The 25,067-nt window shown below is 68.7% G+C and carries 22 protein-coding genes and 1 riboswitch; of the genes, 13 read left to right on the top strand and 9 right to left on the bottom strand.

Annotation, left to right across the window (positions count from 1 at the left end; all coding sequences use genetic code 11):
• The first annotated feature begins 28 nt into the window (after nt 1–28).
• The 12 genes from EV648_RS23595 to EV648_RS23540 all read left to right on the top strand — a co-directional run bounded on the left by EV648_RS23595 (nt 29) and on the right by EV648_RS23540 (nt 13,342).
• On the top strand, nt 29–1,042 hold the full coding sequence (locus tag EV648_RS23595) for an aldo/keto reductase family protein (RefSeq protein WP_132295749.1): 1,014 nt from the start codon (nt 29–31) through the stop codon (nt 1,040–1,042).
• Nucleotides 1,039–1,248, top strand: a complete 210-nt coding sequence (locus tag EV648_RS23590; RefSeq protein WP_132187801.1) for a hypothetical protein — start codon at nt 1,039–1,041, stop codon at nt 1,246–1,248. The genes EV648_RS23595 and EV648_RS23590 overlap by 4 nt, the downstream gene beginning before the upstream one ends.
• A 127-nt stretch (nt 1,249–1,375) precedes the next feature.
• Nucleotides 1,376–1,443: riboswitch (cobalamin riboswitch) on the top strand.
• 116 nt (nt 1,444–1,559) lie between these two features.
• Nucleotides 1,560–2,288 (top strand): SCO2322 family protein, encoded by a 729-nt coding sequence (locus EV648_RS23585; RefSeq protein WP_132295746.1) that lies wholly within the window; start codon nt 1,560–1,562, stop codon nt 2,286–2,288.
• Entirely contained in the window at nt 2,288–3,385 is a 1,098-nt protein-coding gene (locus EV648_RS23580; RefSeq protein ID WP_132295743.1) for an energy-coupling factor transporter transmembrane component T, read from the top strand. Before EV648_RS23585 ends, EV648_RS23580 begins: the two co-directional genes overlap by 1 nt.
• Nucleotides 3,382–4,992, top strand: coding sequence for an ABC transporter ATP-binding protein (locus EV648_RS23575; RefSeq protein WP_132295740.1), 1,611 nt, complete (start codon nt 3,382–3,384; stop codon nt 4,990–4,992). Before EV648_RS23580 ends, EV648_RS23575 begins: the two co-directional genes overlap by 4 nt.
• The gene (locus EV648_RS23570; RefSeq protein ID WP_132295737.1) at nt 4,989–5,819 is read left to right on the top strand and encodes an ECF transporter S component; all 831 of its coding nucleotides are present in this window, start codon (nt 4,989–4,991) and stop codon (nt 5,817–5,819) included. Before EV648_RS23575 ends, EV648_RS23570 begins: the two co-directional genes overlap by 4 nt.
• On the top strand, nt 5,812–6,510 hold the full coding sequence (locus EV648_RS23565) for a bifunctional adenosylcobinamide kinase/adenosylcobinamide-phosphate guanylyltransferase (RefSeq protein ID WP_132295734.1): 699 nt from the start codon (nt 5,812–5,814) through the stop codon (nt 6,508–6,510). Before EV648_RS23570 ends, EV648_RS23565 begins: the two co-directional genes overlap by 8 nt.
• A gap of 259 nt (nt 6,511–6,769) precedes the next feature.
• On the top strand, nt 6,770–7,546 hold the full coding sequence (gene cobS, locus EV648_RS23560; RefSeq protein WP_132295731.1) for an adenosylcobinamide-GDP ribazoletransferase: 777 nt from the start codon (nt 6,770–6,772) through the stop codon (nt 7,544–7,546).
• A gap of 1,200 nt (nt 7,547–8,746) precedes the next feature.
• Nucleotides 8,747–9,937, top strand: coding sequence for an ROK family transcriptional regulator (locus tag EV648_RS23555; protein WP_132295728.1), 1,191 nt, complete (start codon nt 8,747–8,749; stop codon nt 9,935–9,937).
• Between the two features lie 102 nt (nt 9,938–10,039).
• Entirely contained in the window at nt 10,040–11,116 is a 1,077-nt protein-coding gene (locus EV648_RS23550) for a substrate-binding domain-containing protein (RefSeq protein ID WP_132295725.1), read from the top strand.
• A gap of 121 nt (nt 11,117–11,237) precedes the next feature.
• The gene (locus EV648_RS23545; protein WP_132295722.1) at nt 11,238–12,050 is read left to right on the top strand and encodes an ATP-binding cassette domain-containing protein; all 813 of its coding nucleotides are present in this window, start codon (nt 11,238–11,240) and stop codon (nt 12,048–12,050) included.
• Nucleotides 12,047–13,342 carry a sugar ABC transporter permease gene (locus tag EV648_RS23540; RefSeq protein WP_132295719.1) on the top strand — a complete coding sequence of 432 codons (1,296 nt, stop codon included), beginning with the start codon at nt 12,047–12,049 and terminating at the stop codon, nt 13,340–13,342. The genes EV648_RS23545 and EV648_RS23540 overlap by 4 nt, the downstream gene beginning before the upstream one ends.
• A 109-nt stretch (nt 13,343–13,451) precedes the next feature.
• Here EV648_RS23540 and EV648_RS23535 read toward each other — a convergent pair whose 3' ends face one another.
• Genes EV648_RS23535 through EV648_RS23520 form a run of 4 tightly spaced genes read right to left on the bottom strand, consistent with a single transcriptional unit; the run spans nt 13,452 to nt 17,163 of the window.
• Nucleotides 13,452–14,267: an IclR family transcriptional regulator gene (locus EV648_RS23535; protein ID WP_132295716.1), complete on the bottom strand. Its 816-nt coding sequence runs from the start codon at nt 14,265–14,267 to the stop codon at nt 13,452–13,454.
• 59 nt (nt 14,268–14,326) lie between these two features.
• Nucleotides 14,327–15,073 (bottom strand): iron-sulfur cluster assembly protein, encoded by a 747-nt coding sequence (locus EV648_RS23530; protein ID WP_132295713.1) that lies wholly within the window; start codon nt 15,071–15,073, stop codon nt 14,327–14,329.
• The gene (locus EV648_RS23525; protein ID WP_132295710.1) at nt 15,073–16,107 is read right to left on the bottom strand and encodes an amidohydrolase family protein; all 1,035 of its coding nucleotides are present in this window, start codon (nt 16,105–16,107) and stop codon (nt 15,073–15,075) included. The genes EV648_RS23530 and EV648_RS23525 overlap by 1 nt, the downstream gene beginning before the upstream one ends.
• Before the next feature lie 27 nt (nt 16,108–16,134).
• Nucleotides 16,135–17,163 carry an NAD(P)-dependent alcohol dehydrogenase gene (locus EV648_RS23520; RefSeq protein ID WP_132295707.1) on the bottom strand — a complete coding sequence of 343 codons (1,029 nt, stop codon included), beginning with the start codon at nt 17,161–17,163 and terminating at the stop codon, nt 16,135–16,137.
• 119 nt (nt 17,164–17,282) lie between these two features.
• Here EV648_RS23520 and EV648_RS23515 point away from each other — a divergent pair, with 119 nt between their 5' ends.
• Nucleotides 17,283–18,503, top strand: coding sequence for a low temperature requirement protein A (locus tag EV648_RS23515; RefSeq protein ID WP_132295704.1), 1,221 nt, complete (start codon nt 17,283–17,285; stop codon nt 18,501–18,503).
• Between the two features lie 48 nt (nt 18,504–18,551).
• Here the strand turns inward: EV648_RS23515 and EV648_RS23510 are convergent, their stop codons facing one another.
• From EV648_RS23510 to EV648_RS23490, 5 genes are all read right to left on the bottom strand, one after another.
• On the bottom strand, nt 18,552–19,619 hold the full coding sequence (locus EV648_RS23510) for an ABC transporter ATP-binding protein (RefSeq protein WP_132295701.1): 1,068 nt from the start codon (nt 19,617–19,619) through the stop codon (nt 18,552–18,554).
• 8 nt (nt 19,620–19,627) lie between these two features.
• Nucleotides 19,628–20,800: an ABC transporter ATP-binding protein gene (locus EV648_RS23505; RefSeq protein ID WP_132295698.1), complete on the bottom strand. Its 1,173-nt coding sequence runs from the start codon at nt 20,798–20,800 to the stop codon at nt 19,628–19,630.
• Nucleotides 20,797–21,789: an ABC transporter permease gene (locus EV648_RS23500; protein WP_132295695.1), complete on the bottom strand. Its 993-nt coding sequence runs from the start codon at nt 21,787–21,789 to the stop codon at nt 20,797–20,799. Before EV648_RS23500 ends, EV648_RS23505 begins: the two co-directional genes overlap by 4 nt.
• Nucleotides 21,790–21,889: 100 nt before the next feature.
• Nucleotides 21,890–23,647: an ABC transporter substrate-binding protein gene (locus EV648_RS23495; protein ID WP_132295692.1), complete on the bottom strand. Its 1,758-nt coding sequence runs from the start codon at nt 23,645–23,647 to the stop codon at nt 21,890–21,892.
• A gap of 41 nt (nt 23,648–23,688) precedes the next feature.
• On the bottom strand, nt 23,689–24,696 hold the full coding sequence (locus tag EV648_RS23490) for an ABC transporter permease (protein WP_132295689.1): 1,008 nt from the start codon (nt 24,694–24,696) through the stop codon (nt 23,689–23,691).
• Between the last annotated feature and the right edge of the window lie 371 nt (nt 24,697–25,067).

Below are 25,067 nucleotides of genomic sequence, written 5' to 3'. Positions count from 1 at the left end.
GAGGAGCCGGGGAAGTAGGGTCGGGGTCATGGACTTTCGGTATCTCGGCAACAGTGGATTGAAGGTCAGCGAGATCTCCTACGGGAACTGGCTCACCCATGGCTCGCAGGTGGAGAACGAGCAGGCGAAGGCCTGCGTGAAGGCGGCCCTGGAGGCCGGGATCACCACGTTCGACACCGCGGACGTCTACGCCAACACCAAGGCGGAGACGGTGCTGGGTGAGGCGCTCGAGGGCGTGCGGCGGGAGTCGCTGGAGATCCTCACCAAGGTGTACTGGCCGACCGGGCCGGGCGGACCCAACGACGTCGGGCTGTCGCGCAAGCACATCCACGAGTCGATCAACGGGTCGCTGAAGCGGCTGAAGACCGACTACGTGGACGTCTACCAGGCGCACCGGTTCGACACGGAGACGCCGCTGGAGGAGACGATGGAGGCCTTCGCCGACGTCGTCCGGGCCGGCAAGGCGCTCTACATCGGTACGTCGGAGTGGACGGCCGAGCAGTTGCAGGAGGGCCACCGGCTGGCCCGGGAGCTGCGGATCCCGCTGGTCTCCAACCAGCCGCAGTACAGCATGCTCTGGCGGGTGATCGAGGCCGAGGTGGTGCCGGCGTCGGAGGAGCTCGGGATCGGGCAGGTGGTGTTCTCGCCGATCGCGCAGGGCGTCCTGACGGGCAAGTACAAGCCGGGCGAGCAGCCGCCGGCCGGGTCGCGCGCCACCGACGAGAAGGGTGGCGCGGACATGGTGAAGCGCTTCCTCACCGACGACGTGCTGACCCGGGTGCAGGAGCTGAAGCCGATCGCGGACGAGGTCGGGCTGAGCCTGTCCCAGCTGGCGATCGCCTGGGTGCTGCAGAACCCGAACGTCTCCTCGGCGATCACCGGCGCCTCCCGGCCCGAGCAGGTCACCGAGAACGTGAAGGCCGCGGGCGTGAAGCTCGAGGACGGGCAGCTGAAGCAGATCGACGAGGTGCTCGGCACGATCGTGGTCCGCGACGCCGCGATGACCGCGCGCAACTCGCCGCAGACCCGGCCGGGCTCGTGAGCTGGACCTGGCGGTTCGAGACCGCCGCGGGCGAGCCGGCCGACCCGGGTGACCTGACCGGCGCGGAGTTCTCCGCCCAGGGTGACGCGGAGAGCTGGCTGGGCGAGATCTGGCGCGAGCTGTCCGAGAAGGGCGTCGGCCAGGTCTTCCTGCTCGAGGACGGCCGCGAGGTCTACGGCCCGATGAGCCTCGCCGCACCGGAGTAGACACCGGCCCTGGCACCGCTGAGAGCCCGTACCGCGAACTGTGGCCTGCCGCACGTTCGCAGTACGGGCTCAACTCTGTCCGGATGCTCGGCGGTAAGCTGCGGCGAGAACCAACTCCTGTGGCGCAGGGAAGCCGGTCCGAAGCCGGCGCTGACCCGCAACCGTAGGCCGCGTCCCGCCGCGGCGAGCCGGACCACTGCGCCTCAGGTAGACAGGCTCACCTACCCGCCGAGGTCCGCGGGTGGAGCCCGGCTCCCGCCTGCGCGCGGACAGCCCTCCTCCACCGGGTCCGGCCCGATCGAGGACACGAGATGACTGCACACAGGACCGCACGGGTGGTTCTCAGCCTGCTGGCCGGGCTGCTGCTCGCCGGTACCGTCACGACCACCGCCAGCGCCGAGGACGGCTACCGCTTCTGGGGCTACTACCAGTGGACGAACGGTCAGTGGGCCTTCTCTCAGAAGGGTTCCGACGCAGTGGTCCCGGCCGACGGCAGCGTCGAGGGCTGGCGGTACGCCCTGGGTGGCGCGAAGCCGCGGGTGCCTCGTGCGGCGGGTGACTTCGAGGCTGTCTGCGGCAAGACGCCGGCCGAGTCCGGCAAGAAGCGGGTCGCCCTGGTGATCGACCCGGGTACTGCGGCGGACTCCAGCACGGGCGAGGCGCCTCCCCCGGCCAGCGGGACCTGTGTGGTCACCGATGTGAAGGCGACCGGCGCCAAGATCCTGTCCGCAGTGAAGCAGGTCCGGATCGAGAAGGGTCTGACCTGTGGCATCGCGGGCTACCCGGCCACGGGCTGCGGTGACCCGGTCAAGAACATCAAGGTGCCCGCCACTGACGAGCCGGTGCAGCTGGAGATCGGTGCTGCCGTCGGTGCGGCGAACACGCCGTCGGCGGCGCCGGCCAACTCGGCGCAGGTACCCACCGAGCAGAGTGACGATGGAGCGCCGTGGACCGGCATCATCATCGCCGCTGCGGTCGTTCTACTCCTAGCCGGCGGCGGCTTCGCTCTCAGCCGTCGGCGCGCGGGTCAGCGCGCCTAGTGCGTGCCGCCAATCACCTGACGCTCCCCCGGGCACTCCACCCGGGGGCCTGGTGGTTATGGGCGCTGGGGCTCGCAGTAGCCGCCAGCAGGACGCGAAACCCGGTACTGCTGATCCTGATCCTGGTGATAGCCGGCTTCGTGGTCGCCGCGCGCCGCAGCGACGCTCCCTGGGCCAACAGCTACGTCGCCTTCCTCAAGCTCGGCCTGGTCGTCATCGCGGTCCGGGTGGTCCTGCAGGCTCTCCTGTCGACCAGGTCCCAAGGCAACACGATCCTCTTCACCCTGCCGCTGATCCCGCTGCCCGCGTGGGCCACCGGAGTGAAGCTCGGCGGCGAGGTGACCGCTGAAGCCCTCCTGACAGCCCTGTACGACGGACTCCAGCTCGCGGTGATGCTGTGCTGCATCGGCGCGGCCAATGCGCTGGCCAGCCCGCGGAGGTTGCTCAAGTCGTTGCCCGGGGCTCTCTACGAGATGGGGGTCGCGTGCGTGGTCGCGTTGACCTTCGCCCCGCAACTGGTCACCGACGCCCGGCGGATCCGCGCGGCTCGCCGGCTGCGCGGACGCACCAGCGGGTCGTTCCGCACCACCGCGATGCCTGTCCTGGAGGGCGCTCTCGACAGGTCCGTCGAGCTGGCTGCTGCGATGGATTCCAGGGGCTACGGCAGAACCGCCCAAGTGCCTCGCAACCAGCGTCGGATCACCGGCGGTTCTGTACTTCTTGGCCTGCTCGGCATCGCTCTCGGCGTCTACTCGCTGCTGACCGACGCGATGTCCTTCCCAATCGCTGCGACGGCCCTGGCGGTCGGCCTCTTGCTGGCGGTCGGCGCGATGACCGTGGGACACCAGCGGGTCGCGCGTACGCGGTACCGGCCGGATCCGTGGGCTCTGCCCGAGTGGCTCGTCACTCTGTCGGGTGCTATCGCCGCGGGGACGATGATCGTCGCCGCCAACCGTGGAGTGGAGGGGCTCGTGCTGGCCGGGCCTCTGGTTGTGCCGCCGGTCCCGCTGGTGCCGGTGCTCGGCCTGCTGGTCGGGCTGGCTCCCGCCATCGTCGCGCCGCCCTTGACCCGACGACGTGAGCTGGTGGCCGCATGATCGAGTTCGACCGGGTGTCAGTCACGTACGACGGTGCTGCCGGGCCCGCGCTGCGTGAGGTGAGCTTCAGCGTCCCGGAGGGCGAACTGGCGCTGGTGATCGGCCGGACCGGTTCCGGCAAGTCCACCCTGCTGCGGGCCATCAACGGCCTGGTCCCGCACTTCACCGGCGGCACGCTGGCAGGCCGGGTGCTGGTGAACGGCCGCGACACCCGCGACTTCCGTCCCCGCGACCTCGCGGACGTGGTCGGCATCGTCGGACAGGAGCCGATGGCAGGTTTCGTCACCGACACGGTCGAGGACGAGCTCGCCTACAGCATGGAGTCCCTCGGGATCGCGCCGGACGTGATGCGCCGCCGGGTCGAGGAGACGCTCGACCTGCTCGGCCTGGCCGACGTACGGGATCGCGCTCTGACCTCCCTGTCGGGTGGCCAGCGGCAGCGGACCGCCATCGGTTCGGCGCTCACCTCGCACCCTGCGGTGCTGGTCCTGGACGAGCCGACCTCGGCCCTGGATCCCCAGGCCGCCGAAGAGGTCCTGGCTGCGCTCCAACGGCTGGTGCACGACCTCGGCGTCACTGTGGTGATGGCCGAGCACCGGCTCGAGCGAGTCATCCAGTACGCCGATCGGGTGATCGAGGTGCCTGGTGGCTCTGCGGCCGTCTCCACCGGGCTCCCGGTCGATCTGATGGTCACTGCGCCGGTCGCTCCTCCCGTGGTCGAGCTCGGACGGCTTGCCGGGTGGTCGCCGCTGCCGCTGTCCGTCCGGGACGCACGGCGCGCCGCGGTCGCCCTGCGAAGCCGGCTGACCGACCTTGCCCCGCGGCGGCTGATTGCCGTGGAAGGGCCTGAGCTGGCGCACTGCGAGGACCTGGTGGTTGCTTATGGCAACATCCCGGCGTTGCGTGGTGTCTCGGTGAGCATCAGGGCCGGCGAGGTGGTCGCTCTGATGGGGCGGAACGGCGCCGGCAAGTCCACCTTGCTCAATGCGCTCGTCGGACTCGTCCAGCCCCGCTCTGGTCGTGCCACCGCCGCCGGTGCCGACCCCCGGCGTACCAAGCCGTCCCAGTTGGTCAAGGCAGTCGGACTGGTACCGCAGGAGCCTGCCGACCTGCTGTACGCCGCCACTGTGGCTGACGAGTGCGCCGGGGCCGATAGCGACTTCCGGGTGCCGGCTGGGAGCTGCCGGGCGCTGCTGGATCGGCTGGCGCCCGGCATCGACGTACAGATGCACCCGCGTGACTTGTCCGAGGGACAGCGGCTCTGCCTGGCGCTGGCCGTCGTACTGTGCGGCGCTCCTCCGCTGTTGCTGCTGGACGAGCCCACGCGCGGTCTGGACTACGGCGCGAAGCGTCGGCTGGTCGAGATCCTGCGCGAGCTCGCCGCTGGCGGGCATGCGGTCGTGCTGTCGACCCACGACGTCGAGATGGTCGCCGAGGTCGCCTCCCGGGTGTTGGTGCTGGCGGAGGGCGAGTTGGTGGGTGACGGCGAGACCGCGACCGTCATCGCGGGCTCCCCTGCCTTCGCGCCGCAGGTGGCCAAGATCCTCGCGCCGCTGCCCTTCCTGACTGTCGGAGAAGTCGCCACCGCCCTGGAGCAGGCCTCATGAGGCTCAAGCCCCGCAGTACTCCGCGACTCGTTCAGCTGAGGCCGCGTAGTACTGCGACGTTGCTGCTGGCGTCGATCGTCGGGGTGCTGGCCTTCGGCTGGCCCCTGCTCTGGGCAACCTCGCAGGTGGGCGAATCGGCCATCGGGCACACCACCGACGCTCCCTGGCTGTTCGTGCTCCTCCTGCCGCTCCTGGTCGCCGTAGTACTGGCCGAGCTGGCCGAGTCCGGGATCGACGCCAAGGTGATTTCCCTGCTCGGCATGCTCGCGGCTGTCGGTGCAGCGCTGCGTGCACTCGGCCCTGGTACCGCGGGACTCGAGCCCGGGTTCTTCCTGCTGATCCTGGCGGGGCGTGCCTTCGGGGCCGGGTTCGGGTTCGTGCTGGGCGCTGTATCGCTGCTGGCCGGTGCACTGGTCAGTGGCGGGGTCGGGCCGTGGATGCCGTTCCAGATGTTCGCCTGCGCCTGGGTGGGCTGCCTTGCCGGGTTGCTGCCGCGTTTGGGCGGTCGGCTGGAGATCCTGCTGCTTGCCGCGTACTCCCTCTTCGCCGGGGTGCTCTACGGGCTCGTGATGAACCTGTGGTTCTGGCCGTACGCCACCTTCGCCAGCGACTTCTCGTTCATCCAGGGCGACTCGCTGGCGGAGAACCTGCACCGCTACCTCCTGTTCGTGGCGGCCACGTCGCTCGGGTGGGACATCCCGCGCGGGATCCTGTGCGCAGTACTGGTGCTGGTGCTGGGACGGCCGATCCTGGTGGCGTTCCGGCGTACTGCGCGGAAGGCGGCGTTCGACGTACCGGTGACGTTCGAGAGAGGTACCCATGGCTGAACTGGTGACCGGGCCCGACGGCGCGGTGGTGGACGGCGTACTGCGGCTGGGCGCTGACGGGATCACTATCGCCGGGTACGAGGTCACAACCACGCGGACTGCCCGGGGACTCCGGTACGACGTACTGACGCCTGACGGGGAGCAGGTGTCCTGGACGGCGCCGACCTCGTCGCAGCGGACGCTGATCCTCGGTGGAGCACGCTCCGGCAAGTCCACCGAGGCCGAACGTCTCCTCGCCGATAGTGCGGACACCCTGTACGTCGCGACGGGTGGCGATGGGTCCGCCGATCCCGAGTGGGCCTCGCGGATCGCGTTGCACCGCGCGCGCCGTCCTGCCAGCTGGGGTCTAGCGGAGACCATCGACCTCGTCCCGCTACTTGCGTCTCCCGGACCGCCGCTGCTGATCGACTGCCTGACCCTCTGGCTCTCCCGCACGATGGACGCTTGCGAAGTCTGGTCCGACCTCACCCGAGCGACCGTGGTCGAGGCACGGATCGCAGACCTCGCCGCGGCCTGGTCCTCGACCTCCCGCACCGTGGTAGCCGTAAGCAACGACATAGGCGCCGGCGTGGTCCCCGCCGACCCCGGCACCCGCCTCTTCCGCGACCTGATGGGCCGCCTCAACACCACCATCGCCCACCACTCCACCACCGTCCTCTGGACCCTCGCCGGCAGAACCATCCAGTTATGACCCGCACCCACCACGCCGCGCGCGCAGTAACCACCGCCACTGCCGCCGTCACCACCGCCACGCCGCGGCGCGGAGCGGCCGAGCGCGCCACCGCCCCCGCCACCGGTGCATCCGGCCCCAGCACCCCCGCCCCGGCGACCACCGCCCGGAGCGCCGCCACGCCCCCCGACGCTGTGGACCCACGTCATTTAGGGAGCGATGGCGGTCCGCTGGTCTTCGGCCGGATGGACCGTGCCGGCAGCTGCTTCGGGGGTGCGCAGTGAGGGACGCGGTGAGGTTGGCCGTGGGGACGCTGTCTGTGTTGCCGGTGAGGCCGCCGGGGAGAGTGGATCGGGAGGTGGCCGGGCGGGCGATGGTGTTGGCGCCTGCGGTTGGAGTGCTGCTGGGCGGGATCGCTGGTGCGGTGGTCGCCGGGGTTGAGGCATTGCGGCCGGATGCGCCATTGCTGGCCGCGGTGCTCGGGGTTGTGGTGCTAGTGGCGCTATCGGGCGCGCTACACCTGGACGGGTTGGCCGATAGCGCGGACGGGCTCGGGAGCCGGCGGGATCGCGAGACGATGCTGCGGATCATGAAGCAGAGCGACATCGGCCCGTTCGGAGTCACCTCGATCGCGGCCGTACTGCTGATCGACGTAGCCGCCCTCACCGCGTGCATCCAGTCCGGCTACGGCTGGCAGTCCCTCCTCGTCGGAGCCGTCGCCAGCCGCCTCACCCTCCCCTGGTCCTGCCGAACCACCATCCCCTCAGCCCGCCCCGAAGGCCTGGGCGCCATGGTCGCCTCCACCGTCCGCCCCACCACGGCAGCCCTCCTAACCCTCACCACCGCCCTCCTGACTGCCCTCCTCTTCTGGCTGACGGGCAACCACCTACTCGCAGTACCAGGCGCCGCCGCAGCCGTCCTGGCCTCCACCGCCGTCGCCCTAGCCGCCAACCACAAATCCCTTAAGACCTTCGGCGGCATAACCGGCGACACCCTCGGCGCCACCCTCGAACTAGCTCTCCCCACCACCCTCCTAACCCTCGCCCTAACCACCTAACCCACCCCCACGCACCGCCCCCCGGCTGCCGACTTCACCCACCCGGCAGCCGGCGGCGTACCGACCGACAGGCAGTACCCCGCACCCGCGACCGAGCCAAGCGCGGCATCAGCCCAAGACCGGCTGATCGCGGGGGTACTGCCTGTCGCTCGGTACACCGCGACCCGGCGACATCACCGACGGCCTCGGCATCACCGGCGACCTCGGCCCCACCCCCGGCGCCCCTCAGCCCCACCCGTTGAGCTAGCCCACCACCCTCCTAACCCTTGCCCTAAGCACCTGACCGCCATCGCCGCCGGCGGTCGGATGCCGACTTCCCCCCGACAGCCCGGCGGTGTACCGACCGACAGGCAGTACTTCGCGCCCGCAGCCGAGCCAAGCGCGGCATCAACTCGCAGACGGGCTGATCGCGGCGTACTGCCTGTCGCTCGGTACCTCGCGACTCAGCGGCATCACCTGTGACCCCGCGACCCCCGGCGACCCCGGCGGCGCCATCGAACTAGCCCCTCCCCACCACCCTCCTGCCCCTCGCCCTAACCACCTGAATCCCCTCCCGCAGCGGCCCTCCGGGTCCCGCCCGCCGCCGTACCGACCGACAGGACGCGAACAGTGTGAGCCGCCACTCAGTCGTGGATCCGGGTTCCCAGCAACCGCTTTCCCTCCCGGAAATCCACGACTCGGCGAACGACTCGGCGTACTCCGCGCGCATGCGGTCGCCCGGCACCGGTGAGGCGACCGGTCGCGTTGGGGTGGGAGCCGTTGCTCGGTCGTGGATCCGATTTCTCAGTCGTGGATACGGGTTCTCGGTGAGCGCCTCTCGAGCCGAAGCCCACGACTCGGTGAAGGGAGCGGCGTACTCAGCGCGCGCAGCCCGCGAGGCAGGCGGCGGAGGTTCTGGGGCCCGGGCGTGAGGGGCGGGGGTTCGGGGGCGGCGTGAGGGCGGGGTTCCGGGCGGGGTTGTAGGGGGCGGACGTGAGGGCGGGGTGTGAGGGGGCGGGGGTTTGGGGTGGTTGGGGGTGGGGGGAATCGTGGGGGTGGAGGGGTGGGTGTTGGGGGGGGTGGGCTGGGCGTGCATTAGTGTCCTCGCGGGGGTTGGGATGGGCAGGAGCGGGCGTGATGGTGAGGACAGATGGCGAGCACTCGCGGGATCGATATCGGTGATTCGGGAGCGAAAGCCCCGCGATCCGTTATCTTTATGTAATGAACGCAACCCGCCCAGCGCCTGGCTCGCAGGCTTCGCTCCGCGAAGCCAACCGCGAGCGCGTCCTGGGGGTTGTCCGGCAGCACGGCCCGTTGACACAGGTCGAGATCGCCGCCGCCTCCGGTCTCTCCGCCGCGACCGTGTCGAACATGGTCAAGGAACTCGACCAGACCGGCATGGTCGCGCTGTCCCCCAGCATCCGCAACGGCCGCCGTGCCGTCCTCGTCGCCCTGGCCTCCGGTGGCGGCCTGCTCGCCGGTGTCGCCTTCGGTGAACGGGATGTCCGCGTCGCGATCGCGTCGGAGAGCAGCGAGATCCTCGCCCAGCAGCTGATGCCGCTGCAGGCCGACCACGTCGCCGACGACGGCATGGAGCGTGCGGCCCGCCTGATCGCCGACCTCACCGAGACCATCGGCGCCAGCGTCGAGGACATCGGCGCGATCGGCTTCGGCCTGCCCGCGCCGGTGGACTCGGTCAGCGGCGAGGCGGGGTCGGACGCAGTACTGCCCGGCTGGCGCGGGGTGAACGTCGCCGAGGCAATGGGCGCCCACCTCCGCGCGCCGGTCGCCCTCGACAACACCGCAAACCTTGCTGCACTGGGGGAACTCCGCAGCGGCGCACTCCGCGGCGTCCAGCACGGCTGCTACATCAAGTTCTCGTACGGCGTGGGCGCGGGCATCGTGCTCGGCGGCGAGGTCTTCCGGGGTTCGGCCGGTACGGCGGGCGAGATCGGGCACCTCACGATCGACGAGAACGGGCCGATCTGCCGGTGCGGCAACCGCGGCTGCCTCGACACGTTCGTCGGGTCGCGCGCGTTGCTCAGTTCGCTGCAGGCGTCGCACGGCCCGCTCCGGCTCCGGGACGTCGTGACTCGCGCGCTGGCCGGGGATCTCGGCTGCCGTCGGGTGGTCGAGGATGCCGGCCGTCGCGTGGGCGTGGCGGTCGCCGGTCTGGTGAACCTCTTCAACCCCGAGGTGATCGTTGTCGGAGGCAAGATGGCCGAGGCCGGCGACCTGATCATGCTGCCGATGCGCGAGGCCCTGGACCGGTGCGCGATCCCCAGTGCCGCCGCGACAGTCGAGTTACGCGCGGCTGAACTCGGTGACGAAGCGGATGTCCTCGGTGCCATCCAATTGGCGTCCGTCCTCAGCCACTCGCGGGCGGCCAAGCCGGTGGAGACAACCGTGTAACAACGATATGTCTATTTCTTGAATTCAAGCCTTGACGTCAAGAGCGATGTGCCTTTGACTCTGGACAGGCCTACTCGGGCCCTCACGTCAAGGAGTTGCTCTATGTCCGTCTCACCAACCCGTTTCGTCGGCCTCGGCCTCGCCGTCTCGGCCCTAGCCCTCTCGCTGGTGGCCTGTGGATCGGACGAGCCGTCCTCGACCGGCGGCAGCTCCGCCGGTGGCCAGAAGATCGCCCTGCTGCTCCCGGAGTCGAAGACGACCCGGTACGAGAGTCTGGACCGCCCGCTGTTCACCGAGGCCCTCAAGGCCGCCTGCGCCGACTGCGAGCTGATCTACAGCAACGCCGACCAGGACGCCGCGAAGCAGCAGCAGCAGGCTGAGGCCGCGCTGACCCAGGGCGCCAAGGTGCTCGTCCTCGACCCGGTCGACGGCAAGGCCGCGGCCGCCGTGGTTGCCTCCGCCAAGGGCCAGAACGTCCCGGTGATCGCGTACGACCGCTTCATCGAGGGCGCCAACTACTACGTCTCGTTCGAGAACGAGGCGGTCGGCAAGCTGCAGGCTCAGACCCTGGTCGACACCCTGAAGGCGGCCGGCAAGACCTCCGGCAACCTGGCCATGATCAACGGCTCGCCGACCGACCCGAACGCGGCCGACTTCAAGAAGGGCGCGCACAGCGTGCTCGACTCCAGCGGCTTCAAGGTCGCCGCCGAGTTCGACACCCCGGACTGGAGCCCGGACAAGGCCCAGGCCTGGATGGAAGGCCAGCTGAGCGCGATCAAGGCCGGCCTGGTCGGCGTCTACGCCGCCAACGACGGCACCGCCGGTGGCGCCATCGCCGCCCTCAAGGGTGGCGGCGTGAAGCCGCTCCCGCCGGTCACCGGTCAGGACTCCGAGCTCGCCGCGATCCAGCGGATCGTCAGCGGTGACCAGGCGATGACCATCTACAAGGCCGTGAAGCCGCAGGCCGAGGCCGCCGCCAAGGGCGCCGTCGCACTGGCGACCGGTGGCAAGCCCGAGTCGACCACCGACAAGTCCGGTGTCCCGTCCACCATCCTCGACCCGGTGGCCGTCACCAAGGCGAACATCAACGACACTGTGGTGAAGGACGGAATCTACAAGGTGTCGGACATCTGCACCGCGTCGTTCGCGGCCGCCTGCGCAGCCGCCGGCCTCAAGTAACCCCGGCCCCGAGGCCGGGTCCCCTGAGCGGGGCCGGCCTCGAGGAACGCCTCGGTCCGGGTAGGCACCGCGAACCCACCCGGACCGAGGCCGGATCGTCAAAGCCTCAGGAGGCTGATCGATGACTGTCACTCCCACCTCCCCGCCCCTCACCGGCACGGTGCTGGCGCTGCGGGGCGTTTCCAAGCGCTTCGGCGCGGTCCAGGCGCTGAAGAACATCGACCTGGACGTGCGCGCTGGTGAAGTGCTCGCCCTGGTCGGCGACAACGGCGCCGGCAAGTCGACGCTGGTGAAGACCATCGCCGGGGTCTACACGGCCGACGACGGCACGATGGTGTTCGACGGGCGGGAGGTGCGGGTGGCCAGTCCTGCTGAGGCGCAGCAGCTCGGCATCGCCACCGTCTTCCAGGACCTGGCCCTGTGCGACAACCTCGACGTGGTCGCGAACCTCTACCTCGGCCGGGAACTGCGCAGGGGCAGGGTTCTCGACGAGGTCGAGATGGAGCGGTCCTCCTGGGAGCTGCTCCGCCAGCTGTCGGCCAAGATCCCGAGCGTCCGGATCCCGGTGGCCAGCCTGTCGGGTGGTCAGCGGCAGACCGTCGCGATCGCCCGCAGCCTGCTCGGCCAGCCGAAGGTGGTGATGCTGGACGAGCCGACCGCGGCGCTGGGCGTGGCCCAGACCGCCGAGGTGCTCAACCTGGTCGAGCGACTCCGCGAGCGTGGTCTCGCGGTGATCCTGATCAGCCACAACATGGCCGACGTGATGGCCGTCGCGGACCGCGTCGCGGTACTGCGGCTCGGCCGCAACAACGGTGTCTTCATGGTCAGCGAGACCAAGACGCAGGACATCATCGCCGCCATCACCGGTGCCACGGACAACGCAGTCTCCGAGCGCGCGGCGCGCCGGACCCGTGAGGAAGGTTCCGCATCATGACCACCCCGGTCGACGGATCGAAGGTCCCCGTGCAGGACACCGTGGAGGACCCGGCCCAGGAGGCCGCGCTGCCGGCCGACCTGCAGGACGAGCGGCTGATCGCCAGCCACGGTGTGAGCGGCGCGATCGCCGCCTTCACCGCGCGGCTGCGCTCCGGCGATCTGGGCTCGGTCCCGGTGGTGGTCGGACTGGTCATCATCTGGGCGGTCTTCCAGATCGCCAACAGCAACTTCCTGTCCAGCCGCAACCTGGTCAACCTGACCCTGCAGACCACCTCGGTCGGTGTCATTGCCCTGGGCATCGTTCTGGTCCTGCTGCTGGGCGAGATCGACCTGTCGGTGGGTTCGGTCAGCGGTCTGTCCGCGGCCATCTTCGGCGTCACCTTCGTGAACAAGGGCTGGCCGCTGGCGGTCTCGATCCTCGCCAGTGTGGCGGTCGGTCTGGTCATCGGCCTGTTCTACGGGGCGCTCTACAACCGCTTCGGCGTGCCGAGCTTCGTGATCACGCTGGCCGGCCTGCTGGGCTTCCTCGGCCTGCAACTGTGGGTGCTGGGCAAGGAGGGTTCGCTGAACCTCCCGTTCGACTCGGCGATCGTCAAGTTCGCGACGCAGAGCTTCCTGTCGCCCGCGGTCGCCTACGGTCTGGTCGTCGTGACGGTCGCGCTCTACATCGCGAGCCGGCTGCGCGCCCGTGGTCAGCGCCTCGCGGCCGGTCTGTCGGCCGCGCCGAACTCGATCATCGGCCTCAAGGCGGTCGCGCTCGCGCTGGTGCTCGCCGTCCCGGTCGCGGTGCTGAACGGCGACCGCGGGGTCTCTTCGATGTTCGTCCTACTCCTGGCCATGGTGGTGGCGACCGACTTCGCCATCCGCAAGACCCGCTGGGGTCGCTCGGTGATGGCGGTCGGCGGCAACGTCGAGGCGGCCCGCCGCGCCGGTATCAACGTGCGGATGATCTACCTGTCCGTCTTCGCCGCCTGCTCCACCTTCGCCGCCGTCGGCGGTCTGCTGGCCGCCTCCCGGCTGGTCGCGGTGAACCAGAGCAGCGGCGGCAACGACACCAACCTGAACGCGATCGCCGCCGCCGTCATCGGTGGCACCAGCCTCTTCGGCGGTCGCGGTTCGGCGTACTCCGCACTGCTCGGCGCGCTGGTGATCATGTCGATCTCGAACGGGCTGGCTCTCCTCAGCCTCGACTCCAGCGTGCGCTTCATGGTGACCGCGGCAGTCCTGCTGATCGCCGTCACGATCGACTCGCTGAGCCGTCGCAGCAGGCAGGCGCACGGCCGGGCATAGACCGGTGGGTTGCTGCCTGACCCCCTGCATCGGCAGCAGCCCGCCGTACCAACAACGGATCGCCACTCCCCGCCCGGAGTGGCGATCCGTTCCCGTCCGTACTGCGGTACTACAGCGAGTTGACCGCCCGGGTGGCCACCAGCGCACCCCGGCGTACGGCGCGCTCCAGGTCCCACCGGCGGGCGGCGAAATCTGCCGAGGGCAGGGAGATCGCCACCGACGCGAGCACGGCACCCGCGCTCGAGCGGACCGGCGCGGCCAGGCAGGACAGCCCGTCCTGGAACTCGCCGATCTCCAGCGCCACCCCAGACCGCCGTACGTTGTCCAGGTGGGTCTCCAGCGCCGACCGGTCCGTCATGGTGTTCGCGGTGCACCGCCGGAGTCCGACCCGGTCGAGGTACGCGTCGCGCTCCTCGGGTGTCATCGCGGCCAGCATCACCTTGCCGAAGGCGGTCGCGTGCGTCGCCTCGTGGAAGCCGATATCGAGCACCTGCACACGCCGCCGGCGTTCCGAGTCGACCACGTGCGCGACCACTACGTTCACCTCGCGGTAGACGGCGTAGTACGCGGCGGCGTCCGCCTCCAGGTGCAGCCGTCTGACCGCCGACGCGATGAGCGCCGGCACCTCCAGTTGCCGCTCGAGCCCTTGCTCCAGCAGCCGGACCCGATACCCGAGCCCATACCGGTGGTCCTGCGCGAGGTGGACGAGATACCCGGACTCGGTCAGCGTCGCCAGCAGGTGGTACGCCGACGGCAACGCCAGCTCCAGGTGAGCGGCGATCTCCTTGGCCGTCACCCCGTCCCGGCTGGCCGCGACGAACTCCATCGCCCGCAGGGCTCGTGACACCGACTGCACCGTCCCGGACACGGGCGCGCTTGACCCGTTCACCGCTGGGGGGTCGAGGTTCGGCGCCGACGTACTCATCCTGACAGCCTGCCCCGAAAGGAGAGCCGCCGCACCCCGACGCCGGGGCGTCCCCGCGGTCACCCGGCGATCACCTGGTCGACGCCGTCGGGGCGTGGCAGGCCGTAGCGGACGGAGAGCAGACCGCGACAGAGGCCCGAGTTGCCCTCGATGCTGATCCGCGTGGTCTTCGCCAGCCGCAATTGCACCGGCAGGTCCAGCTGCCGGATCGGCGAGCCGTCGTCCTGCAGCAGCAACGCTGCCGACTGTCCCGACGGCAACCCGAGCTCTGTACGCCGTCTCCGCAGCCGGTCGAGCTCGTCCCCGGGCAGCGCATCGGCGAGTGTCGCCTCCGCCAGGTCCGGCACCGACCACCCATCCTTGAGCAGGCGTGCCGCCACCTGCTCCTGGCACGCGCGGTGGGCCTTGCGCTGGAAGGTGACTCGGAGCTGCTCCAGCTCCCCGTCCGCCAGGCCCGGGAACGAGCCGGCGAAACCACGCCCGCCCGCGACCCCGGCGTTGATCTCGTCCGACGCGAAGTGGTCGAGCAACCTGATCACCACCGCGCGGGACCCCGCCCGCGCGGCGACCGCGTCGTACGCGTCGGCGACCATCAGGTAGGCGAAGTTCGGCGCGCAGAAGTACGTCGGCAGCCGGAGCTCGACGGTGACCACCTCGGCGTCCTCGGCCACGCCGGAGACGAAGCCGAGCTCGGTCACCGGCGCGTCCAGCTCGGGATCGCGGACCGTCCCCAGCGCGGCCCAGATCCCGTCGTCGACCCCGGCCGGCCGGGCGCCAGGCGTCCCGGCCGTCACCTCGGCCGTCATCAGGCCACCGACACCGGCTCGGAGCCGACCGCGGTCGTCTCGTCCGCGCTCTCCGGCACCCGCAGCTCGGCCGGTACGTCGATGCCGTACAGCTTGGCGGCGTTCAGCCCGAGGATCTTCTTCTTCACGGTCACCGAGAGGTCCGGGTACTCGTCGAGGTCGGCCGGGTAGCCGAAGTCCACGAACCTCTCGATCAGCCACGCGGGTGTCCAGATCGCGTAGTCGCTGGCGAAGGTGATCCGGTCCTCGCCGATCCAGTAGAGCAGCTCGCCGATGATCTGCGCGAAGTACTTCGGCCGGCTGTGGATGAACGGCATGGCGACGGCCAGGCCGCCGTACACGTTGGGCTCCTGGGTGGCGATCCAGCAGAAGTCCTCGAGCCGTGGCAGACCCACGTGCTCCACGATGAAGTTCAGCCCGGGGAACGCCGAGGCCACGTCGTCCACGTCCGCGACGTCGAAGGCGTCCCGGTTCAGCGGGTAGATGGTCGGGCCCTTGTGGATGTGGATGTTCTTGATCCCGAGCTCTTCGCACCTCTCCAAGTAGCGGTACGACCAGGGATCGGTGAGCTTCCAGCCCTTGGAGTCGCCCTTCCACTCGGCCGTGTAGAGCTTCACGCCCTGCAGGTCCCAGCGCTCGGCGAGCTCGGTGAGCTTGTCCAGCCCGGCCTCGCCGTCGCGCGGGTCCCAGGAGCCGTTGACAATGAACTTGTCCGGGTGCTTCTCGGCGATCTGGCCGTCCTGCTCGGTGGTGTTGAAGCCGTTCACGTAGAAGTCGGTGAGGTACGTCGGCTGGAAGATCGCCCGGTCGACGTACCCGTCGGTGAACAGGTCCTTGATGATCCGTTCCTCGGACTGCTTGTGGAACTCCTCCAGCGTCCACACCTTGTCCGCGGGCGACAGGTTGCGGTGGTAGTCGTAGAAGCAGTTGATGAAGCCCTCGCCGTACCGGTTCGCCTGGTTCGCCGGGGTCGCGTCCCACGCGTGCACGTGGCTGTCGACGATGAAGTAGTCGTTCCCGTCCTTGCTGTACATGCTTGCTCCTTCAGCTCGTCGGACTGCTCAGCTAGTCAGGATGGCGCGACCGCCGGGGACCCGGCCGCCGTCCAGGTCGTCCAGCGCGGTGAGCGCGTCGTCCAGGGAGTACTGCTTGGTGGCCAGCCGGACCCGGCCCTGTGCGGCCAGCGTCATCAGGTCGACCAGGTCGTTGTAGGAGCCGACCAGGTTGCCGATCACGTTGATCTCGCGGGAGATGATGTCGATCGTCGGCACGTCGACCTTGCCGCCGTACCCGATCACGAAGTACGAGCCGGAGTTGCGGGTCATCGCGATGCCGTCGGCCTCGGTGCCGTGCTCGCCGACGAAGTCGAGCACCACCTGGGCGCCCTCACCGCCGGTCTGGTCGAGCACCTGCTGGACCTGCTCGCCGTCGCTCAGGATCGTGTCGTGCGCTCCGAGCCTGCTGGCCTTCTCGAGTACTTCGGCAGCGCGGTCGACCACCGTGATTCGCGCGGGCGTCAGAGCGAGGAGGCACTGCAGGCCGATGTGGCCCAGTCCCCCGGCGCCGATCATCACCACGCGGTCGCCCGGGTGCAGCAGCGGAGCCGCCTTGCGCACCGCGTGGTACGCCGTCAGTCCCGCGTCCGCGAGTGCCGCGACATCGGCAGGCGCAAGGCCGTCGTCCAGCTTCACCACGGAGCGGATCGACGTACGGAGGTATTCCGCCATCCCGCCGTCGCGGTTGATGCCGGGGAACTCCGAGTTCGTGCAGTGCACGTCGTCGCCCGCACGGCAGGCCCGGCAAAGTCCACACGTCACCAGCGGGTGGAGGATCACCTTGTCGCCTGGGCTCACCCCGGAGACCGCCTCGCCGACCTCGACGACGGTGCCGGCGTTCTCGTGGCCGATCACGTACGGCAGCTCGACGCCGCTCTTCTCGGCCCACTGTCCTTCGATGATGTGCAGGTCGGTGCGGCAGACCCCGGCCGCGTCGACCTTCACTATGACGTCCAGCGGACCGTCCAGTTTGGGGTCCGGAATCTCGTCGAGGCTGGGGGGTTCGCCGTACTCATGGACTCGGACAGCCTTCATCTGGGGCCACTTCCCTCCGGTCTTGGGGATCGGTGGGTCCGATGGTGTCGGTGCTCCCGGTGTGGCGAAAGGGGCGTTATCGCCTTCCGATAACCGCCGGATCGGACACAATGAGCCGTATGACGACTCGGAAGGTGCCGATCCGGGCGGAGGCCACCTCTGAGGATCAGTCGGTCACGACGCTCGAGTTGTTCTTCGACCTGGTATTCGTGTTCGCCCTGACCCAGATCACCGCGCTGATGGCGCACGAAATGACCTGGCACGGCGTACTGCGCGGCGTGCTGCTGATCGGGCTGCTCTGGTGGAGCTGGATCGGGTTCTCCTGGTTGTGCAACCTGGTGAAGGCCGACGAGGGGTCCGTCCGCGGCGTGATGCTCGCGGCGATGGCGGCGATGTTCCTGATCGCGCTGGCCATCCCCGAGGCGTTCCACGACCTCCCGGGCGGTCTGTTCGGTCCGGTGGTGATCGCCCTCGCGTACTTCGCGTTCCGGGCGATGCACCTGTGGTTGTTCTGGCTGATCGCCGACGGCGACAGAGTGCTGCGCCGGACGCTGCTCCGGTTCGCCCCCTCAATGCTCGCCGGTACCGCGTTGCTGCTGGTCGCCTCGCAGTTCCACGGGAACACCCAGACGCTGCTCTGGGCACTCGCCCTCGCGGCCGACTACGGCGGCACCTACCTGATCGACGCACGCGGCTGGAGGCTCCGCTCGGCGGCGCACTTCGCCGAACGGCACGGGCTGATCATCATCATCGCGTTGGGCGAGTCGATCGTGGCGATCGGCGTCGGCGTTACCGACCTGCCGATCTCCTGGCCGATCATCATCGCCTCACTCCTCGGCCTGGCCATCGCCTCGGCGCTGTGGTGGATCTACTTCGACGCGGCGGTGCACTACGGCGAGCAGGCCCTGGCCGCCGAACCGCCGGAGACCAGCCCGAAGCTCGCCCGCGACGCCTATACGTTCCTGCACTTCCCGATGGTGGCCGGCATCGTGCTGCTCGCCCTCGGTCTGAAGAAGGTCCTCGAGTACGTCGGCGACACCGAGCACCACCACCTCGACGACCCGTTGAAGGGCATCGGCCTCTTCGCCCTCTTCGGCGGGGTTGTCCTCTATCTCTTGGGCCACGTCGGCTTCAAGTGGCGGACCACGCACACCCTCGGCGTCAGCCGGCTGATCACCGCCGCTCTGGCGATCGTGGCCGCGCTGACCCTCACAGACGTGCCGGCGCTAGGCCAACTCGCAGTACTGGCTGCTCTGCTGGCGGCGCTGGTCGCCTACGAGTCCATCCACTACGCCCGCGAACGTGACGTGCTCCGTCACCACCACGAATCAGCCGGGTGACGAAGAAAGGCCCCCGCCGGCGGCGGGGGCCTTTCTTCTTGGCGTTGCTCAGGCCGTCGCGGCGGTCAGGTCGATCTTCGGCTCGGCGAAGTGGCATGCAGCCGTGTGGCCGGGGCCCGACTGGGCCTGGGTCATCAGCGGCGGCTCCTGGGTGGCGCAGATGTCCTCGGCCTTCCAGCAGCGGGTCCGGAACCGGCAACCGCTCGGCGGGTCGATCGGGGACGGCACGTCGCCGACCAGCCGGATCCGCTCCTTCGGCGGCACGCCGCGGATGGTGCCGAGGTCGGGTGCGGCCGACAGCAGCGCCTGGGTGTACGGGTGCTGCGGAGCGCTGTAGATCTGCTCGCGCGGGCCCTGCTCGACGATCTTGCCCAGGTACATCACCGCGACCTGGTCACAGAAGTGCCGGACCACGCCGAGGTCGTGCGCGATGAACACGAAGGCGATACCGAGGTCGCGGCGCAGGTCCTCCAGCAGGTTCATCACCTGGGCCTGGATGGACACGTCCAGCGCGGACACCGGCTCGTCGGCGATGATCACCTCGGGCTCCACCGCGAGCGCCCGGGCGATGCCGATGCGCTGGCGCTGACCGCCGGAGAACTCGTTCGGGTACCGGTTGTGGTGCTCCGGGTTGAGGCCGACCCGCTCCAGGAGTTCCTGGACCCGCTCGAGCTCCTTGCCCTTCTTCACCAGGTTGTGCACCCGCAACGGCGTGCTGATGATGTTGCTGACCGTCTGCCGCGGGTTCAGCGAGCTGTACGGGTCCTGGAACACGATCTGCAGCTCACGCCGGAACGGGCGCAGCTCCCTCTCCTTCAGCTGGGCGATGTCCGTGCCCTTGAAGAGGATCTGTCCCGCGGTAGGGGTGAGCAGCCGGGTGATCATCCGACCGGTCGTCGACTTGCCACAGCCGGACTCGCCGACCAGGCCTAGGCTGCCGCCGCGCTGCAGGTCGAAGCTGACCCCGTCGACGGCCTGGACGACCTTCCTGGTCCGGCCCAGTCCCGCGGCCTCCTTGATCGGGAAGTGCATCTTGAGGTCCCGGACCTGCAGCAGCGGGGTGGCGCTGCTGCTGCCGGCCGAGGCTGCGTCTGCGTTGCGCACTGTCTTGCTCATCTCTCTCCTCAGCCCAGTCTCGGCGCGACCTCGGCCTCGTAGATCGAGGCCTTGTCGTGCAGGTGGCAACGGGACGTGTGCGCGCCGGCACCGTCGACCGGAAGCAGCTCGGGCAGGTCTGTGGTGCAGCGTTCGCCCTTCACGCGGTCCGTGTACGGGCAGCGCGGGTTGAACGAACAGCCGCCCGGAAGGCTCAGCAGCGACGGCGGCAGACCCTTGATCGGGCGGAGCTTCTCGCTCGCGGCCGAGACGGTCGGGATCGACTCGAGCAGACCCCAGGTGTAGGGCATCCGCGGCCGGGCCAGCACGTCCTCGGCGGTGCCGTACTCCACGCAGCGGCCGGCGTACATCACCAGCACGTCGTCGGCCATCTCGGCCACCACACCCAGGTCGTGGGTGATCAGCACGATGGCAGAGCCGAACTCCTTCTGCAGGTTGTTCAGCAGGTCCAGGATCTGCGCCTGGACGGTGACGTCGAGCGCGGTGGTCGGCTCGTCCGCGATCACCAGCTTCGGGTCGTTGACCAGACCCATCGCGATCATCGCGCGCTGCCGCATACCGCCGGAGAACTCATGCGGGTACTGCTTGAACCGGCGGATCGGGTTCGGGATGCCGACCAGGTCGAGCATCTCCAGGGCGCGCTTCTTCGCGACGTCCTTGGACACCTTGTGGTGCACCCGGTACGCCTCGGAGATCTGGTTGCCCACCGTGTAGAGCGGGTGCAGCGACGACTGCGGGTCCTGGAACACCATCGCGACCGCGTCACCGCGGACCTTCATCAGCTCGTTCTCCGGCATCCCGACGATCTCGTCGCCGCCGAGCTGGATCGAGCCGCTGATCTTGGTCCGCTTCCGGTCGTGCAGGCCCATCACGGCCATGCTCGACACGGACTTGCCGGAACCGGACTCACCCACGATCGCCAGCGTGCGGCCGAGCGGTACGGCGTAGCTCAGGCCGTTGACAGCGCTGACCAGCCCGTCCGCGGTCGGGAACTGGACCGTGAGGTCCTGCACGACCAGGTACGGCGTCTCGCCACTGGGCGTGTACGCCGTGTCGCGACGCTCCCGGGTCGCGATCGACGGGTTGCGCTTGGCGTCCGGCAGAACTGGGCCGTCGCCGGGTACGGTGCCGACCATCGTGTCGGGGGTGTCCTTCCGTCCTTCGTTCTCCGGTGTCGTCATGCGAGCCTGACCCGCGGGTCGATGATGCTGTAGGCGATGTCCACCAGGAAGTTCATGACTACCAGGATGACCGAGGCGACGAGCACCGTGCCCATGATCACCGGCAGGTCGTAGTTGTTCAGGCTGTCGAGCACCAGGACGCCGAGGCCTGGCAGGTCGAAGATGCGCTCGGTGAAGATCGCGCCGGCCAGGCTGCCGGCCACGTCGAGGCCGAAGATCGTGATGACCGGGATCAGGCCCGAGCGGAGCGCGTGCTTGTAGGTGACCACCCGGTCGGACAGGCCCTTGGCCCGCGCGGTCCGGATGAAGTCCTCGCTCAGCGTCTCCACCATCGAGCCGCGGGAGTACCGGGCGTACGAGGTACAGCTGTAGATGCCGAGCACCAGCCAAGGTGTCAGCAACCCGAGGAACCACTTCCCCACGCTCTCGGACGGTGGCGTCCAGCCGCCGCGGGGCAGGATCGGGTAGAGGATGGTCAGGTAGAGCGCGATCATCAGCGCCACGATGTAGTACGGCACCGAACTGACCACCAGCGTGCTGGTCATCAGCGCGCGGTCGCCGAAGGTGCCTCTTCGTTTGGCTGCCATCGACCCGACATAGACGCCGATGGTGAGCACGATGACCGCGTAGCCGGCGACCAGCGACACCGTCACCGGCAACCGGTCGGCCAGCATCTGGGTGACCGGCCGGTCGTTCTTGAAGGAGAACCCGAGGCACGGCGCACTGCAGTGCTGCACCACGCCGGACGTCTCGAAGTCCCGGCCGACGAAGATCCCGGCGGTGTACTCCGCGAACTGCTGCACCTTGGGCTTGTCCAGGTGCAGATTCTGTTTGATCTCGTTGTACCGCTCCTGGGTGCAGTTGCGGTCGCCGCAGATCGCCCCGGCCGGGTCGGTCGGAGCGATGAAGAACAGCGCGAAGGTCGCGATCAGCGTGACCAGCACGACGCTGAGGGCGCTCACCAGACGTCGCGCCACGAAGTACAACACGGGCTATCTCCTCACCGATCGGGGTGGTGCCCGGACCAGGTCCGGGCACCACCCCACCGTCGGAACTACTGAATCAGATGTTCGTCACCCTGACTGAAGATCAGGGCTGCTTCAGGTAGATCGAGGTGAACTCGGGCAGACCCTGGGTCATGTCGTTGACGGCGTGACCGATGTTCTTCCCGACCGGCGAGTTGGTACCGGTGTAGTACAGCGGGACGACCGGGAGGTACTTCTCCAGGATCATCTTGTCGACCTTCGACCACTCCTTGAGCTGCTCGTCCGGAGTCATGGCCGACACGCGGTCGATCTCGGCGTCCAGAGCCTTGTCCTGCAGCTGACCGACGGAGTTGCCCAGCTCGATCGCGTCGGACTTGAACAGCACCGGGAACCAGGAGGTGCCGCTCGGCCAGTCGGAGCACCAGCCGGCCGGGGTCTTGCCGATGTTGACCGGAGCGTTCTGGTCACCGACGAAGGTGCGCAGCTTGGCCTTCGGAACACCGATGGCGCGAACCTTGAAGCCGGCCTTCTCGTAGACCTGCTTGCGCAGCTGGGTCACCTGGGTGGAGATCTTGTCGTCGATCGAGTAGTACCAGCTCAGCTCGAAGTTCGACTTGCCCAGCTTGGCCAGCTCCGACTTCACCTCGGCGGCGACGGCGTCGTCCTCGGCACCCTTACCGGTACCGGTCAGACCCGGGAGCTCGTACTTCTCGAAGCCCGGGACGGCCGGCGGCAGGATGGTGGAGGCAGGCGGCGAGTCCGACGGGTTCAGACCGGCAACCTTGCGCCACGAGTCGGTCGGGTGCGCCTTGGCGATCAGCTTGCGCACCTCGAGCGGGATCTTGCGCGCGTCCATCGTGTACATCTGCGTGCAGGGGCCGGGGCCCTTGACGAGCTGGCTCTGGTCCTTGACCTCGGGCAGCAGGCTGACGTCCAGGTTGGAGTAGTTCAGCGCGTTCGCGTCCGGGCCGGCGCTGGCCAGCACCTGACGCTGTGCCTTGATGGTGTCCTGGGCGAACTTGAAGTCCCAGCCGTCCGGGTACTGGTAGCGCACCGGGTCGGTGTTCGGGTCCCAGTTCGGGTTCTTCGCCAGCTTGAGCTCGGTGCCCGGGGTGTACGACGTGACCTGGTACGGGCCGGTCGTCATCGGACGCTGCTCGTAGTTCTTCTTTGTGTCCTTCGCCTTCGGGATCGGCGTGAACATCGGGAAGGCCGCGTAGAACGGCAGGTCGTCGAACTTCTTGGCCAGGTGGATGACCAGGGTGCTGTCGTCCGGCGTCTCGACACCGGCGTAGTTGTCACCGCTGGCGTACGGGCCCTTGTACTTGTCACCGTCCTTGAAGAACTGGATCTGGTACGTGGGTCCCGCGTCATACAGGTCGTGCGCGAAGGAGCGCTTGATCGAGTACGCGAAGTCGGCGGCCGTGACCGGCGAACCGTCCTGGTACTTGATGCCCTTCTTCAGCTTGAAGGTCCAGCTCAGACCGTCGGCCGACTTGGTGCCCAGGTCCTCGGCGAGGTCCGGGACCAGGGTCGGCTTGCCGCTCGCCGGGTCCAGCTTGTACTGGGTCAGCGCCCGGTAGATCAGCTTCCCGATCTGGTTGCCGTCGGTGTAGTAGATGTTCGTGGGGTCGAAGGTGTCGGGCGTCACGTCCGACAGCACCGTGACGGTGCCACCCTTCTTCGCGCCGTCGATCTCCTTGGCGGGGCCCTTGGCAGTGGCGTCGATCGCCTTGACCTGCGCCCCACCCAGATCGCCTGAGCCTCCGGCCTCGTTACCGCTGTTCGAGGACGGGCTGCCGCAAGCTGCGACGGCCAGCATGACCCCCGCCGCCACCGCGGTAATCCGTTTCCACTGCATGATGGAGTTTCTCCTTTTCTGCCGCACGGGCAATCGCCGACCTACCGGCGAGTCTTGGGATCGAAGGCGTCTCTGATCGAGTCGCCGAGTAGGGCCAGCGCGAGCACCAGTGCGGTGATGCCGACCACGGGAAGCCAGAGGTAGATCGGGTCCGCCTTGAACCAGTTCGTCGCGTTCGCGATCGTCTGGCCCCAGGACGGAATCGGCTCCACCAGTCCGACACCGAGGAAGGACAGGCCTGCCTCCAATGTCACATACGCGGGCAAGGAAAGTGACGCTGAGATAACGATCGGGGCGACCAGGTTCGGCAGCAGTTCCTTGAACAGGACCTGCCGGGTCGGCACTCCGATCGCCTTGGCTGCCAGCACGAACTCGCGCTCGCGCAGCGACAGCACCTCACCGCGGATGATCCGGGCCAGGCCGGCCCAGCCGAAGAACGACAGCACGAAGATCAGCACGAAGAATCTCGTCGAGGCCTGTTCCTCGGGCGTCAGGTTGAACGATCCGCCTCGCATCGACTCGACGATCGGGACCAGCGCGATCGCGAACAGCAGGTACGGAAGGCTGAGGACGAAGTCGATGATCCAGGAGATCACCCGGTCCACCCAGCCACCGAGGAAGCCGGCCAGCAGACCCATCACGACACCGACGATGGTGCCGAACACGGTCGCGGAGAAGGCGACGATCAGCGACGGGCGGGCGCCGTACACCCAGCGGGCGAAGTTGTCCCGGCCGGTCTTCGGCTCGACGCTGAACCAGTGGTCGGGTGTCAGGCCGATGGTCGGGTAGCCGTACTCGTCGACCAGGTCGGGGTGGAAGGTGCCGAAGTCCTGGCCCTCGATCTTGGACAGCAGCGGCGCGAAGACCGCGACCAGGATGAAGAAGAGGATGATCACGGCGCAGATGACGGCAACGTTGTCCTTGCGCAGCCGGTCCATCGCGATCCGCAGCGGGGACTTGCCATGGGCAACCGTCGCCGGACGAACCGGCTCGGCGGACGCCGGGTGGTCCTGGACGCCCACAGTCGAGTCAGGTTGCCCAATAGTCATTCGCGCTCCGTCAGCTTCTGTCGGCCAGATTCCGGTTTCAGACCCGGCAACGGTCTGTAGATCGTGCCGAGTTTTTCCTTGCAGGGGGCCGGCGTCAAATTGCCTTGACGCCGGCCCTCTGCCACAACCGCGCGCTAGCCTGCCCGACACTGTGACCCCAAACCAGCGGTGCCCGGCACCAGTGCACAAATCGTTACCGGAAGGGGTGCCGGACCGGAACATTTCAACCCAATGGTTACCGACTGCGAGCAATCCTTCGCGAAACGCGGCGGCACAGCACCGACAGTGGCCAGATTGTGCCAGATTGTCACCCGGAGTGAACGTCGTCACGCGTCCGGTGACGAGTGACCAGCACCACTCGAACAACGCAT

The organism is Kribbella sp. VKM Ac-2568 (genome assembly GCF_004345365.1).
GTDB classification, from domain to species: domain Bacteria; phylum Actinomycetota; class Actinomycetes; order Propionibacteriales; family Kribbellaceae; genus Kribbella; species Kribbella orskensis.
This window is presented reverse-complemented; position numbering and strand designations above follow the sequence as displayed.